The organism is Nocardia thailandica NBRC 100428 (assembly GCF_000308795.1).
Lineage (GTDB): Bacteria > Actinomycetota > Actinomycetes > Mycobacteriales > Mycobacteriaceae > Nocardia > Nocardia thailandica.
The window spans coordinates 1-13,901 of sequence record NZ_BAGK01000141.1 but is presented as its reverse complement, the minus strand read 5'-3'; the positions used below and the strand labels follow the sequence as shown (position 1 = coordinate 13,901).

At 71.1% G+C, this 13,901-nt stretch carries 11 protein-coding genes and 2 pseudogenes; 7 read left to right on the top strand and 6 right to left on the bottom strand.

What is annotated here, in order from left to right; translation table 11 throughout:
* The 4 genes and pseudogenes from ON36_RS15475 to ON36_RS15460 all read left to right on the top strand — a co-directional run.
* Positions 1–202 (top strand): annotated as a pseudogene (locus ON36_RS15475) (lycopene cyclase family protein); the annotation flags it as partial.
* 198 nt (positions 203–400) lie between these two features.
* Positions 401–2,923, top strand: a complete 2,523-nt coding sequence (locus ON36_RS15470; protein ID WP_083885163.1) for an MMPL family transporter — start codon at positions 401–403, stop codon at positions 2,921–2,923.
* Between the two features lie 246 nt (positions 2,924–3,169).
* Complete coding sequence (locus tag ON36_RS15465) at positions 3,170–4,801, top strand: ABC-F family ATP-binding cassette domain-containing protein (RefSeq protein ID WP_043653281.1); 1,632 nt, start codon at positions 3,170–3,172, stop codon at positions 4,799–4,801.
* A 119-nt stretch (positions 4,802–4,920) separates the two neighbouring features.
* Positions 4,921–5,181 carry a helix-turn-helix domain-containing protein gene (locus tag ON36_RS15460; protein ID WP_052314029.1) on the top strand — a complete coding sequence of 87 codons (261 nt, stop codon included), beginning with the start codon at positions 4,921–4,923 and terminating at the stop codon, positions 5,179–5,181.
* 15 nt (positions 5,182–5,196) lie between these two features.
* Here ON36_RS15460 and ON36_RS15455 read toward each other — a convergent pair whose 3' ends face one another.
* The 4 genes from ON36_RS15455 to ON36_RS15440 all read right to left on the bottom strand — a co-directional run bounded on the left by ON36_RS15455 (position 5,197) and on the right by ON36_RS15440 (position 7,891).
* Positions 5,197–6,156, bottom strand: coding sequence for an MvdC/MvdD family ATP grasp protein (locus ON36_RS15455; RefSeq protein WP_043653279.1), 960 nt, complete (start codon positions 6,154–6,156; stop codon positions 5,197–5,199).
* A 15-nt stretch (positions 6,157–6,171) separates the two neighbouring features.
* Complete coding sequence (locus ON36_RS15450; RefSeq protein WP_043653278.1) at positions 6,172–6,624, bottom strand: hypothetical protein; 453 nt, start codon at positions 6,622–6,624, stop codon at positions 6,172–6,174.
* A 282-nt stretch (positions 6,625–6,906) separates the two neighbouring features.
* Positions 6,907–7,326, bottom strand: coding sequence for an acyl-CoA thioesterase (locus ON36_RS15445; protein WP_043653276.1), 420 nt, complete (start codon positions 7,324–7,326; stop codon positions 6,907–6,909).
* Positions 7,327–7,405: 79 nt separating this feature from the next.
* A complete protein-coding gene (locus ON36_RS15440; RefSeq protein ID WP_043653286.1) occupies positions 7,406–7,891 on the bottom strand; it encodes a cupin domain-containing protein in 486 nt (161 codons plus the stop codon).
* A 73-nt stretch (positions 7,892–7,964) separates the two neighbouring features.
* Here ON36_RS15440 and ON36_RS15435 point away from each other — a divergent pair, with 73 nt between their 5' ends.
* Positions 7,965–8,471 carry a MarR family winged helix-turn-helix transcriptional regulator gene (locus ON36_RS15435; RefSeq protein ID WP_043653275.1) on the top strand — a complete coding sequence of 169 codons (507 nt, stop codon included), beginning with the start codon at positions 7,965–7,967 and terminating at the stop codon, positions 8,469–8,471.
* On the opposite strand, the gene ON36_RS15430 is transcribed toward ON36_RS15435, so the two are convergent.
* Together ON36_RS15430 and ON36_RS15425 are read right to left on the bottom strand one after the other, a co-directional pair.
* Positions 8,468–9,034 carry a TetR/AcrR family transcriptional regulator gene (locus tag ON36_RS15430; protein ID WP_043653272.1) on the bottom strand — a complete coding sequence of 189 codons (567 nt, stop codon included), beginning with the start codon at positions 9,032–9,034 and terminating at the stop codon, positions 8,468–8,470. The two genes, ON36_RS15435 and ON36_RS15430, sit on opposite strands and share 4 nt — an antisense overlap.
* A gap of 81 nt (positions 9,035–9,115) precedes the next feature.
* Entirely contained in the window at positions 9,116–11,932 is a 2,817-nt protein-coding gene (locus tag ON36_RS15425) for an aconitate hydratase (protein ID WP_085999628.1), read from the bottom strand.
* Between the two features lie 292 nt (positions 11,933–12,224).
* Between ON36_RS15425 and ON36_RS15420 the strand changes: the two genes are divergently transcribed.
* A complete protein-coding gene (locus ON36_RS15420; protein WP_052314030.1) occupies positions 12,225–12,746 on the top strand; it encodes an Rv1476 family membrane protein in 522 nt (173 codons plus the stop codon).
* Positions 12,747–13,060: 314 nt separating this feature from the next.
* Positions 13,061–13,901: pseudogene (locus tag ON36_RS15415) on the top strand (NlpC/P60 family protein); the annotation flags it as partial.

Here is a 13,901-nt window from a genome sequence, read left to right as displayed (position 1 = left end):
CGCCCTGCCGCCGCGGGACCTCCCGGCCTTCTTCGACGCCTTCTTCGCCCTTCCGGTGGACCGGCAGCGGGCCTATCTCTCCGGCCGCGACGACCTCGCCGGCACCGCCGCGGCGATGTCGGCCCTGTTCGCGCGCCTGCCCGCCCGGTTGCGGCGCCACGTCGTGACCGCGGTCGGACCGGGCCTCCGGGCGGGGCGTTAGCAGGGCGTTCGCGCGCGAAATCGGTTGCCGCGCCGTGGACGCCGCGCAGTTGCTACCATCGCCGGGCGTGCGTGGCCCGCGGGCGTGTCACGACGCGGCCCGGCCCGGGCGCGACGGCTCCGCCGAGGTGGTGCGAGCCGCCTGACACGGCTCTGAGTTGCGGTGTGGCGCAACGAGATTGGGGTAGTTCCGGTGGTCATGTTCACCAGGCGGCGCAGTCGCTGGGTGCTCGGGGTGTTCGCGGCGCTGGCACTGGTGCTCGGCGCGCTGGGCGCCACGCTGTTCGAGCGGGTGGAAGGCGGCGGCTACACCGATCCGGACAGCGAGTCCAGCGCGGCGCTGCGCGTGCTGGCCGAGGAATTCGGCCAGGCCCCGCCCAACCTGGTCCTGCTGATCGGCACCGATCGCACCGTGGACGACCCCGAGGTCGTGCAGGCGGCGCTCGGCGTGGTCGCCGGCCTGCAGAACCGCGACGGGATCACCGGCGTCGCCTCCTACTGGACCACCCACCAGGACGCGCTGCGCAGCGTCGACGGCAAGCAGGCGCTGGTCGTGGCCACCGTCCTCGGCACCGAGCGCGAGATCGACGCCCGCGTCGCCGCCGTCGCCGACGAGGTCGCGGGCGCGCGTCCGCCGCTGGACATCCGCGCGGGCGGGCACGCGGTGCTCATGCACGAGACCGTCACCCAGAGCAAGTCCGACGCCGTCCTCGGCGAATCGCTGGCCTTCCCGGTGACGCTGATCGCGCTGCTGTTCGTCTTCGGCGGCCTGGTCGCGGCGAGCCTGCCGGTGATCGTCGCCTTCGTGACCGTGCTGATCACCATGGGCGCGCTGTGGCTGCTGAGCACCGTGGTCGACCTGTCGGTCACCGCCACCAACGTGGCCACCCTGCTCGGGCTCGGCCTCGCCATCGACTACAGCCTGCTCGTCGTCAACCGCTACCGCGACGAACTGGCGGGCGGGCGCGACGCCGCGGGCGCGGTCGCCGCGACCCTGCGCTCGGCCGGACGGACCGTGGTGTTCTCCGCCGTCACCGTGGCGGTCGCGCTGGCGGGCCTGCTGTTCTTCCCGCTGCTCGCGGTCCGGTCGATGGGCTACGCGGGCATCCTGGTCGCCGGCGTGGCGGCCACGGTGTCGCTGACCGTGCTCCCCGCCGCGCTGCGCCTGCTCGGCGAGCGGGTCGACGCCGGTCAGCTGGTCTGGTTCCTGCGCGCGCCGCGGCCCGCCTCCGGCGAAGGGGTCTGGGGCCGCGTCGCCACCACCGTCATGGCACGGCCGATCCCGATCGGGCTCGCCGTGCTGGCCGTGCTGCTCCTGCTCGGCACCCCGTTCCTGCGCCTGACGCTCGGCTTCCCCGACGAGCGCACCCTGCCCGAGACCATGAACTCGCGCCAGGTCACCGAGATCATCGCCCGCGACTTCGCCGACAGCGATCAGCACGACCTGGTCGCGGTGCTGCCCGACAGCTCCTACAGCGCCGACGGCCTCGACGCCTACGCCCGCGCCCTGTCCGACCTCGACGGCGTGCGCCGGGTCGACACCGCCACCGGCTCCTACAGCAACGGCGGCCTCGTCGAGCAGCCCACCGAGGCGTCGGCCCGGTTCCGCGCCGAACGCGCCGCCTACCTGACGATCGTGCCCGACGCGACCGACGCCTACGAGCTGTCGCAGGTGGCGGCGGCCGTGCGGGAGGTCCGCGCGCCGACGCCGGTGCTCGTCGGCGGGGTCGCCGCCGCGGACGCCGACGCCATCGCCGCGGTCAAGGCGGCGCTGCCGTGGGCGCTGGCCTTCGTCGTGCTGGCCATGCTGATCGTGCTGTTCCTGCTCACCGGCAGCGTGGTGCTGCCCGTGCTGGCGGTGGCGCTGAGCGTGCTGAGCCTGAGCGCCACCTTCGGCGCGCTGGTGTGGATCTTCCAGGACGGTCATCTCTCCGGCCTGCTCGGATTCACGGTCACCGGGAACCTGCCCGCCACCGTGCCGGTCATGCTGTTCGGCGTCGCCTTCGGCCTGGCCATGGACTACCAGGTGTTCCTGCTGTCGCGGATCCGCGAGGAGTACGACCGCACCGGCGACACCGAGGCCGCCATCACCCGCGGCCTCGAGCGCACCGGTCGCGTCGTCACCGCGGCGGCCGTGCTCATCTCGCTGGTGTTTCTCGGCTTCCTGGTCTCCGACATCACCTTCATGAAGGCCTTCGGCATCGGCCTGCCCCTGGCCGTCCTCGTCGACGCCACCCTCGTGCGCGGCGTCCTGCTGCCCGCGGCCATGAAACTGCTCGGCGACGCCAACTGGTACGCCCCGGACGCGCTGCGGGCCCTGCAGGAACGCCTCGGCCTCGACGACGGCACCGGACCCGTCGCGGGGAGGCAGGTCGAGGTGCGTGACCCGCTCGGCATGCTCGGCGGCGGGCGCGGCACGGCCGACGCCGCCGATCCCGCCGACCGGGTGCCGGGCACCCGCCCGCCGCTGCCGGGGGAGAACGAGCCGCCCACGGTCCGCGATCCGCTGGCCGAGCTCGAGCGGGCCGCCGCCCTCGACGCAGCCGCCGACCGCGAGACCGCGGGCGCCCGCGCGGGCCGGTCCTCGGCGCGCCGGGCCAGGCCCGCCACGGGCGAGCGCGGCACCGACGCCCCGGACCGCGCCTACGGCGCCGACCGCGACGGCGCGGCAGGCGACACCGACCGCGCCGGTGGCGATCGCACCGAGACACCCGCGCGCTGAGGGTCGCGCGGCCGGGGTGACCGGCCGCGCCGGGCCCGGGCGGTGCCCGGTCCGTCGGCCCGGCGGTCCCGCGGACAGAGACCGTCTCGGTGCCGGTGACCGGTGCGGCGCGGCCCGCGGGGTCCGCCGTCGGCGCGCGAGAGTAACCGGGCTCACATCCCGCGGGAGCGGTTCGACCCCGCCGTGGCGGCACACGTAAACTGGGTTGTTCTTGCCGCCACCCCCAACCATCGCGAGGAGACGCCTGTGATCACGGCTACCGACCTGGAGGTCCGGGCCGGAGTCCGCACCCTGCTGTCGGCCCCCGGCCCGGCACTGCGCGTGCAGGCGGGTGACCGCATCGGCCTGGTCGGCCGGAACGGCGCGGGCAAGACGACCACGATGCGCATCCTGGCGGGCGAGGGCGAACCGTACGCGGGAAAGATCGTGCGCTCCACCGACATCGGCTACCTGCCCCAGGACCCGAAGGAGGGCGACCTCGACGTCGTCGCCAAGGACCGGGTGCTGTCGGCGCGCGGCCTCGACGCGCTGCTGCGCGACATGGAGAAGCAGCAGGCGCTGATGGCCGAGGTCGCCGACGACAAGGAGCGCGAGAAGGCGGTGCGCCGGTACGGCCGCCTCGAGGACCAGTTCTCCGCGCTCGGCGGGTACGTCGCCGAGAGCGAGGCGGCGCGCATCTGCAACTCCCTCGGCCTGCCCGACCGCGTGCTCGACCAGCAGCTGCGCACCCTCTCCGGCGGCCAGCGCCGCCGCATCGAGCTGGCCCGCATCCTGTTCTCGGCCTCCGACGGCAGCGGCGGCCGCTCCGACCGCATCCTGCTGCTCGACGAGCCGACCAACCACCTCGACGCCGACTCCATCACGTGGCTGCGCGGCTTCCTGCAGAACCACGACGGCGGCCTGATCGTGATCAGCCACGACGTGGAACTGCTCGACGCCGTGGTCAACAAGGTGTGGTTCCTCGACGCGGTGCGCGGCGAGGCCGACGTCTACAACATGGGCTGGAAGAAGTACCTCGACGCCCGCGCGACCGACGAGCAGCGCCGGGTGCGCGAGCGCGCCAACGCGGAGAAGAAGGCGAGCGCGCTGCGTCAGCAGGCCGCCAAGCTCGGCGCCAAGGCCACGAAAGCCGCTGCGGCACACCAGATGGTGCGCCGCGCCGAGCGCCTGATGTCCGAACTCGACGACGTGCGCGTCTCGGACAAGGTCGCCCGCATCCGGTTCCCCGAGCCCGCCCCGTGCTCCAAGACCCCGCTCATGGTCAAGGACCTCACCAAGCTCTACGGCTCGCTCGAGATCTTCACCGGCGTGAACTTCGCGGTGGACAAGGGCAGCAGGGTCGTCGTGCTCGGCCTCAACGGCGCGGGCAAGACGACGATGCTGCGGCTGCTGGCCGGCGTGGAGACGCCGACCGCGGGTGGCGTCGAGCAGGGGCGCGGTCTCAAGGTGGGCTACTTCGCCCAGGAGCACGACACCCTCGACGACAACGCGTCGGTCTGGGAGAACATCCGCTTCGCCTCGCCCGACGCGGGCGAGCAGGAGCTGCGCAGCCTGCTCGGCGCGTTCATGTTCTCCGGCCCGCAGCTCGACCAGCCCGCGGGCACCCTCTCCGGCGGCGAGAAGACCCGGCTGGCGCTGGCCGGCCTGGTGTCCTCGGCGGCCAACGTGCTGCTGCTGGACGAGCCGACCAACAACCTCGACCCGGTCTCGCGCGAGCAGGTCCTCGAGGCGCTGCGCACCTACGCGGGCGCGGTCGTGCTGGTCACCCACGACCCGGGTGCGGCCGAGGCGCTCAACCCGGAGCGGGTCATCATGCTGCCCGACGGCACCGAGGACCACTGGTCCGACGAGTACGCCGAGCTGATCTCGCTCGCCTGAGAACCGGTGTCTCGCGGGAAATCTCGGGCAGACCGGTGAGTTTCCTCACATCGATTCATTGATCACGGCCCTCGCGTGTCTTAGCCTGGAATGAGCTGCTCGGCGACTCGGAGGAAGCCATGAGCGACAAAGGGGCACAGGCCGGCCGTACGGCCAAGAGCAAGACCGTCCTGGGAAAGGGCACCCGCGTCACGGGCAAGTCGCGTGACAGGCTGCAATCCCAGCTGAAGAAGCAGTACGAGGCGGGTGCCAGCATCCGATCCCTGGCCCGGTCGACCGGGCGCTCGTACGGCTTCATCCACAATGTGCTCGTCGAGTCGCACGTGCAGCTGCGTGGACGCGGCGGAGCCAATCGGCGCAAGAACCCCGCCGCCGACTGAGTCCGCCGCGCCGCGTCAGTAGCCGACCACGGCCCCGTCGCCGTGGACGAGCAGATTGGCCAGGCTCGTGAACAGCGGTAGCCCGGTCTTGATCTCGAGATAGGCGAACTGGCCCTGGGGGTTCACCTCCAGGAACCAGTACTCGCCGTCGCGGCCCAGCCGCAGATCGACGACCCCGAAGCTCAGCCCGAGCGCGCCCATCAGCGTGGACAGCGCCTTGCTGACCGACGCGGGCAGCCGCTCCGGCGCGAACTCGACGCTGGTGTCCAGCCGCGAATCCACCCAGCCGACGCCGGCCTGGGAGTCGATGCGCACCACCCATTCGACCCCGTCGACCCACACCACGCGCAGATCGCAGGCCCCGGGCACGTAGTCCTGGAAGGTGGTCGGCGTGGAGCGGATCGCGTCGAGGCGGTTCAGGTCCGGCCTGCTGATGATGCGCGTCTCGGAGAACTCCCCGCGCCCGGTCCCGGTGCGCTTGTAGATGACCGGGCCCGAACGGGATTCGACGAAACTGCGCGCCTCGTCCGGGTCGTTGGTGATCAGGGTCTCCGGGACCGCGAGGCCGGCGCGGTGCGCGGTGTCGAGCTGGACGATCTTGCGGGTCGCGGTGCGTTCGGCGGCCGGGTCGTTGACCCAGTACGCCGGGATCGACCACAGCATGCCCTGCAGGAACCCGTCGCACTCCGCCTGCCGGAATTCGTCGTCGGCACTGCGCATTCCGGTCGGCACCCGGCACGGGTGCGGACGACGCCACCACACCGCGCGCACGTCGTCGAGACCGTAGACGTGGGACAGCGCGCGGGCCGAACCGTTGCGATCGAGCCGGAAACTGCCCGATTCGGCGGGGAAGTCGCGCAGGTCGAGCCGAATCGGGGTGAGGCCGTGGCGTTCCTGCAGCGTCGCGGTCATCGCGTCGCTGTGCAGGTCGTCGGACTCGGAGATGACCAGGACCGAACCGTTCGCGGATGCCATGGTGGCCGGGCCCGGTCAGTCGAGACTGTCGCAGTTGATGCCGTCGTCGCTGCCCGCCAGCGACTTGGTCTGGCAGAAGGTGTACGTCGCGCCGGTGGTGCCGCCGCGTTCGGCGATGCGCAGTTTCGTGGCCCACGCGCGGGTCTGGGCGGCGAGCTGTTCGTCGCCGAGGCAGTGGGAAGGCGCGGGCGCCAAGGTGATCGGGCGCTCGACGATTTCTACCCGCAGGCGGCGGGTGAAATCGGCGGTGGCGCCGGGACGGATGTCGACGCGGACCGGGCGATGGCCGGCTTCGGGCGCCCGGCCGTCGGCGGTGACCGCCATGACGTCGCGCCGGTCGAAGGTCCAGGTCCCGTCGTCGACGCGGATGGAGATGTCGCGTTCCGACTCGGCCACCAGCAGGCCCGATAGGGCGGTGCTCCGCTCACCCGGCGACGGGGTGGCGGGGAGGTGGATGGCATCGGTCATGGTGCGTTCTCTCCATTCTGCTCGTCTGCTGTCGGTTTGCCAGAACCCCCAGATGTGCGATGGATCATAACGCGCGGGCGCGGCGGCGCGAGGGCGTTCGCCGGATTTGCAGACCGCCGGGCAAACCGCCGAGCGGCCTGGGATCCCGGTGGCGGGAGAGAATTTCGGATGACCGACCAGGTCCGATGCGGTGAACCTCGGCAATCGATCAGCTAACGGCGGCGCGGAGGATTCGCCGGGTGTGTTGCCGGGTATCCCACAGCGCGCCGCGCGCGCCGCGGCTCAGAGGCCGAGCAGGCTCGGGTCGTCGGCGAGGGCGCGGAAGTGCTCGCGCGGATCGGCGACGAGCTTGCGCTCGGTGAGGTCCATGGCGCCCGCGACGACCCTGATCTCGGCGGAGACGGTGCCGTCGAGCTTGATGACGCGGTGGTGGAACTCGAAGACCTTCGAGCCGTCCTTCCAGTCGAATTCGCAGGTGACGGTGACCTCGTCGCCGCCGCGCAGCTCGCGGTAGTACTTGATGGTCGACTCGAGGACGACCGCGCCGACGCCGCTGGCGATGAACTTGTCCAGGTCGATGCCCGCGGCGCGCATCAGTTCCCACCGGGCGTGCTCGCCGTACTGGTGGTAGACGGCGTGGTTGAGATGGCCCTGGGTGTCGAGCTCGTAACCGCGGACGAGAATCGGGACAGAGAAGGTCATACGCCGTACAACCGGGCCGCCGCGGCCGGTTGTTCCCGTCCGGAATGCCGGGTGCGCCACACTCCGGGCCGGCCGGGTATCACCCCCGTCGCGCCTGACGCCGGGTCCACCACAGCGGCGCGTCGACGAAGTGGTTGTCGAATTCCTCCTGGGCGGCGGCGAATTCGTCGTGCGTGGCGGTCCCCGCGACCAGCCGGTCGAGCAGCCGGAAGTACTCGAAACGCTGCACGCCGGGCAGGAGCGCGATCAGGATCCGCGCGCCGGTGCCCGGCGCGGCCCCGAAGGCGTGCGGCATGTGCTTGGGCACCACGATCGACCCGCCCGCGCCGACCGTGCGGATCTCGTCGCCCGCGAGCACCTCGAGCTCGCCGTCGGCGACGTAGAAGAGCTCGTCGGACAGGGTGTGGAAATGCGGGGCGGCGCCGTCGGCCCCGGTACCCATGGTGACCTCGAGCGTGCTCACCGCCCCGCCGGTGTCCTCGGCGTCGGTGAGCAGCCGCAGGGTGACCTCGCCGATGCGCAGGGTCTCGGCGTCCTCGGGGTGGCGGAGTGCGAGCGTGGACATGATGGGCACCTCGATTGGTTCGTTATCGAATAGTTCGCTACCGAACTATATAGCGACGAATAGAATCGTGTCCATGGTTGATCCGGAATCCGACGCGGTGGACGCGATCGCCGCGCAGTGGCGGCGCGAACGGCCCGATCTCGAGCTGGAGGCGATGGTGACCTTCGGCAGGCTCGGCCGCTTGGCGGCCACGGCCACCGCGCTGATCGAGCGGGTGTTCACCGCGCACGGCCTGCAGCGCGGCGAGTTCGACGTCCTTGCCGCGCTTCGCCGTTCGGGGGAGCCCTACGAGCTCAACCCCTCCGTCCTCGCCGACACGCTCATGCTCTCCCGGGCGGGGATGACCGGCCGCCTCGATCGGCTCGAATCGGCCGGGCTGGTGCGCCGGGTGGCCGATCCCGGCGACCGCCGCGCGGTCCGGGTGGCGCTGAGCGAGCGGGGCCACGCGCTGGTCGACCGGGTCGTCACCGAGCACACCGCCAACGAGACCCGGCTGCTGTCGGTGCTGCCCGCGCAGGACCGCGCCGAACTCGACCGCATCGTGCGTCGGTTGCAGGCGGCCTGGGACCGCGGGGACTAGTCGCGGCGGCGAACCGAGGCCTCCACGAGATCGAGGACGGCGGAGAGGTTCTCGTTGGTGTGGCCGGAGGCGATGCGGGCGATCAGGCCGTCGAGGACGAGATCCAGATAGCCGAGCAGGACGTCGGTGGGGACATCGTCACGCAGCGCGCCCGCGGCCTTGCGGCGCTCGAGGCGCGCCAGCGTGGCGGCGGTCAACTCGGCCGAGCGCTGGGTCCAGCCGGAGCGGAAATCGGGGTCGGTGCGCAGCTTGCGGGCGATCTCGAGGCGGGTGCCCAGCCAGTTGAATTCCTCGGGGTGCGCGAGCATGTCGCGCATGACCTGCACGATGCCCTCGTTGGCCGCGACGTCGGCCATGCGCTCGGTGTCCTCCTGGGCGAGGGCGAAGAACAGCGCGTCCTTGTCGCGGAAGTGGTGGAAGATCGCGCCACGGGACAGCCCGATGGCCTCCTCCAGCCGGCGCACGGTGGCGCCGTCGTAGCCGTATTCGCCGAAACACCGGCGCGCGCCGTCGAGGATCTGGCTGCGGCGCGCGGCGAGGTGGTCGTCGCTGACCTTGGGCATGAGACTCCTTCGACGGGATACACGGACCCCCGCCCCGGTGGTCCACCGAGGCGGGGGTTCATGACATGAGCTGCGGAGAGATCAGGAGTTGATCATGTTCCGGAGCACGTACTGCAGGATGCCGCCGTTGCGGTAGTAGTCGGCCTCACCGGGGGTGTCGATGCGGACGACCGCGTCGAACTCCACCTTGGTGCCGTCTTCCTTGGTGGCGGTCACCTTCATGGTCTTCGGGGTGACACCCTCGTTGAGCTTGGTGATGCCCTCGATGTCGAAGACCTCGGTGCCGTCCAGGCCCAGCGAGGCGGCCGACTGGCCGGCCGGGAACTGCAGCGGCACGACGCCCATACCGATGAGGTTCGAGCGGTGGATGCGCTCGAACGACTCGGTGATGACGGCCTTCACGCCCAGCAGGCGGGTGCCCTTGGCGGCCCAGTCACGCGAGGAGCCCGAACCGTACTCCTTGCCGCCGAGCACGACCAGCGGGATGCCCGCGGCCTGGTAGTTCTGCGAGGCGTCGTAGATGAACGCCTGCGGGCCACCGGGCTGGGTGAAGTCGCGGGTGTAGCCACCGGAGACGTCGTCGAGCAGCTGGTTGCGCAGCCGGATGTTGGCGAAGGTGCCGCGGATCATCACCTCGTGGTTACCGCGACGCGAGCCGAGCGAGTTGTAGTCCTTGCGCTCGACGCCGTGGGCGTCGAGGTACTGCGCGGCCGGAGTGCCCGGCTTGATCGGACCGGCCGGGGAGATGTGGTCGGTGGTGACCGAGTCGCCCAGCAGCGCCAGCACGCGCGCGCCCTTGATGTCCTCGACCGGGGCCGGCTCCATCTGCATGCCGTCGAAGTACGGCGCCTTGCGGACGTAGGTGGAGTTCTCGTCCCACGCGAAGGTGTCGCCCTCCGGGGTGGACAGGCCCTGCCAGCGCGCGTCACCGTCGAACACGGTGGCGTAGGACTTCTTGAACATGTCCTGGCTGATCGCCGACTTGATCGTGTCGTCGATCTCCTGCGGGGTCGGCCAGATGTCGGCCAGGAACACGTCCTTGCCGTCGGCGTCCTGACCGAGGGCGTCGGTCTCGAAGTCGAAGTCCATGGTGCCCGCGAGCGCGTAGGCGATGACCAGCGGCGGGGACGCCAGGTAGTTCATCTTCACGTCGGGGGAGATGCGGCCCTCGAAGTTGCGGTTACCCGACAGCACGGCGGTGACCGAGAGGTCGTTGTCGTTGATCGCGGCCGAGATCTCCTCGGGCAGCGGGCCGGTGTTGCCGATGCAGGTGGTGCAGCCGAAGCCACCGACGTAGAAGCCGAGCTTCTCCAGGTACGGCCACAGGCCGGCCTTCTCGTAGTAGTCGGCGACGACCTGCGAACCCGGGGCCATGTTGGTCTTCACCCACGGCTTGGTCGACAGGCCCTTCTCCACCGCGTTGCGGGCCAGCAGGGCCGCGCCGAGCATGACCGACGGGTTGGAGGTGTTGGTGCAGGAGGTGATGCCCGCGACCACGACGGCGCCGTGGTCGAGCACGAAGTCACCGCGCTCGGCGGAACGCACCGTGACCGGCTTGGACGGACGGCCCTCGGCGCCGTTGGCGGCCGAGTGGGCGGGGGTGTAGGTGTCGTCGGCGGCACCGGCGGACACCGAGACCGGATCCGAGGCCGGGAAGGTCTCCTCGACGCCCTCGTCCAGCACGGTCAGCCCGGCCGAGTCGACGTAGTTGACGATGTCGGAGCGGAACGCGGACTTCGACTCGCTGAGCAGGATGCGGTCCTGCGGGCGCTTCGGGCCCGCGATGGAGGGCACCACGGTGCCCAGGTCCAGCTCCAGGTACTCGGAGTAGGCCGGCTCGTGGTCGGCGTCGTGCCACAGGCCCTGTTCCTTGGCGTAGGCCTCGACCAGCGCGAGCTGCTCGTCGGAACGGCCGGTCAGGCGCAGGTAGTTCACGGTCTCGGCGTCGATCGGGAAGATCGCGGCGGTGGAACCGAACTCCGGGCTCATGTTGCCCAGGGTGGCGCGGTTGGCCAGCGGGACCTCGGCGACGCCCTTGCCGTAGAACTCGACGAACTTGCCGACGACGCCGTGCTTGCGCAGCATGTCGGTGACGGTGAGCACCACGTCGGTGGCGGTGACGCCCGGCTTGATCTCACCGGTCAGCTTGAAGCCGACGACGCGCGGGATCAGCATGGAGACCGGCTGGCCGAGCATGGCGGCCTCGGCCTCGATACCGCCGACGCCCCAGCCCAGCACACCGAGGCCGTTGACCATGGTGGTGTGCGAGTCGGTGCCCACACAGGTGTCGGGGTAGGCCTGGCCGTTGCGGACCATGACGGTGGGGGCCAGGTACTCGATGTTGACCTGGTGCACGATGCCCATGCCCGGCGGGACGACGCGGAAGTCGTCGAAGGCGCCCTGGCCCCAGCGCAGGAACTGGTAGCGCTCGGAGTTGCGCTCGTACTCCAGCTCGACGTTGCGCTCGAGGGCGTCGGCGCGGCCGAAGACGTCGAGGATGACCGAGTGGTCGATGACCATGTCGGCGGGGGAGAGCGGGTTGACCTTGTTCGGGTCGCCGCCGAGGGTGGCGACGGCCTCACGCATGGTGGCGAGGTCGACGACACAGGGGACACCGGTGAAGTCCTGCATGATCACGCGGGCCGGTGTGAACTGGATCTCGACGTTCGGCTCGGCCGACGGATCCCAGTTCGCGATGGCGCGGATGTGGTCGGCGGTGATGTTCGCGCCGTCCTCGGTGCGCAGCAGGTTCTCCGCCAGCACCTTCAGGGCGTAGGGCAGCTTCTCGGTGCCGGGGACGGCCGAGAGACGGAAGATCTCGTAGGAGTTGCTTCCGACCTCGAGCGTGCCCTTGGCGCCGAAGGTATCGATACTCTTCGTCACGTCAGCTCCACTCATTGGTGAGGGTGTGCCGCCGGCGGGGCTGTGCCGGCGGCTCGCGTCTTCGGAGGGTAGCGGTCCCCGTGTTCGTCACGGAAAGCCGAGTCCTCGCGGGTACGAGCCTAACAGTACGCTTGTCCTATGAAATGCGCGGGGGCGGTTGGGCGTGCCGGGTGGGTATGTCGGGTGAACGCGTCGCGTACTGTGCCTGTCGAGCGGGTCGGGGATAGCCGCAGTGTCGCTCACCCCTGTGCAACGTTGGATGCCCGTCGCTTGCGGAGCGTGCGTGGCTCGACAGACCGGATGGATGATGACCGTCTTGCATACCTTCGCGCCGATGGCCACCGAGCTGCCGCCGAACACGGAGCTCGCCGCAGTCCGGGCCGATCTGGCCGACAATCACGTGGCGGCGCCGAAGGGCAAGGATCAGCAGGAACTCGCCACACTGGTCGCGCAGGCCAGGGCGGACGGCATCCCGCTGAGTGTGGTCGTCGTCCCCGGTAATCCCGGTCACGATTCCAGCCTACGGGACCTGGCCACCGAGGTCGGATCCGGCACCCCCGGCACGATCCTGGTCCTCAGCGACGACTGGGTGGGCACCTACAGCGACCAGATCAGCCGGGTCCGGCTCGAGTACGCCGAGGACGTCGCCAAGTACCGGGGGAACCATCCCGAGGAAGCGGTCTCGGCCTTCGTCGGCCGTCTCGAGGAGCCCGAGGGCGTGCCGTGGGCGGTCGTCACCGGGGTGCTCGTCCTGCTGACCGTGCTGGCCGTCGCCGGCCTGTATCTACTGAAGCTGCGCCGGGGCGCGGAGGTGGACGCGACCCGATAGGGGTCGCCTCACCGGCCGACATTCTGAACGGTCGGTCTGTTTTTCCGGGTGGAAGACTGATGCCCATCCGGCTATCTCCGGGCTACCGACAAATTACGCCCCTGTCATTCCGTGGCGTCTGTTCTCTTTGTGAAACGTGTGCCGTACGGTTGCGGTGTTCGTCAACGGGAATGAAGTGATACAGGGGGCATCGGTCGACCTTTGTGCACTACGGGGCTGGCGATGTGCTCGCGATGGACGTCGGGTCGACTCTCTCGGAGGTGCCGGTGCGCGCAGGACGAAGGCGCGACGCGCCGCGGCCACTATGGGTCGCGATGGGTTTGCTGATCGCGGCGGCGGTCGCCGCCACGACCCCCGCCCTCGCCGTCCCACCACCCCCGCCGAACCCCTCGGACGCCGACATCGCCGGCGCGGGCGCGCAGGTCGGCAACCGCCTGGCCGAGGTCGGCGCCCTGATCAACCAGATCGCCGCGGCCGACCAGCAGCTCCAGGTCCTCGACGACGCCCTCGCCCGCAAGCGGGAGGCGGTCAACCGCGCCCTGGTCGACCTGCAGAACGCCCGGGACGCCGCCGACGCCGCGGCCGCCGCCGTCGTCGACACCCGCGTCCGCCTCGACGCCGCGGGCACCCGGCTCGACGAGGCGAGGCGCAGTTTCGACCAGGTCGCCACCCAGGCCTACGTGCGCCCGGCCACCAGTTCCGTGGTCACCTACCTCGCCTCCGCGGGTCCGGACGTGGCGATGGACCGCGCGCAGGTGCTCGGCGTCGTGGCCCGCACCCAGCGCCAGACCATGGACGGCCTGCGCCGCGCCCAGGTCGACCAGGCCAACGAGAACGCCGCCGCCCGCCAGGCCAAGGCCGACGCCGACGCGGCCACCGACCGCGCGACACAGCTGGCGAACACCGCGCAGTCCGCCGTCACCGCGGCCAAGGCCGAGTTCGACGCCCAGGCGGGCGCGCGGGACTCGTTGCAGCGCAACCGCGTCGCCGCCCAGGCCGCGCTCGACGCCGCGCGCGCCGAGGTGGCGGGCCTGCAGAACCAGCGCGACGCCTACACGGCCTGGGACGGACAGCGCCGCGCCGAGGACGCCGCGATCCTGGCCGCCGCGCGCGCCGCCGCGGCCCGCGTCGCCGCCGACCAGGCCGCCCGCGACC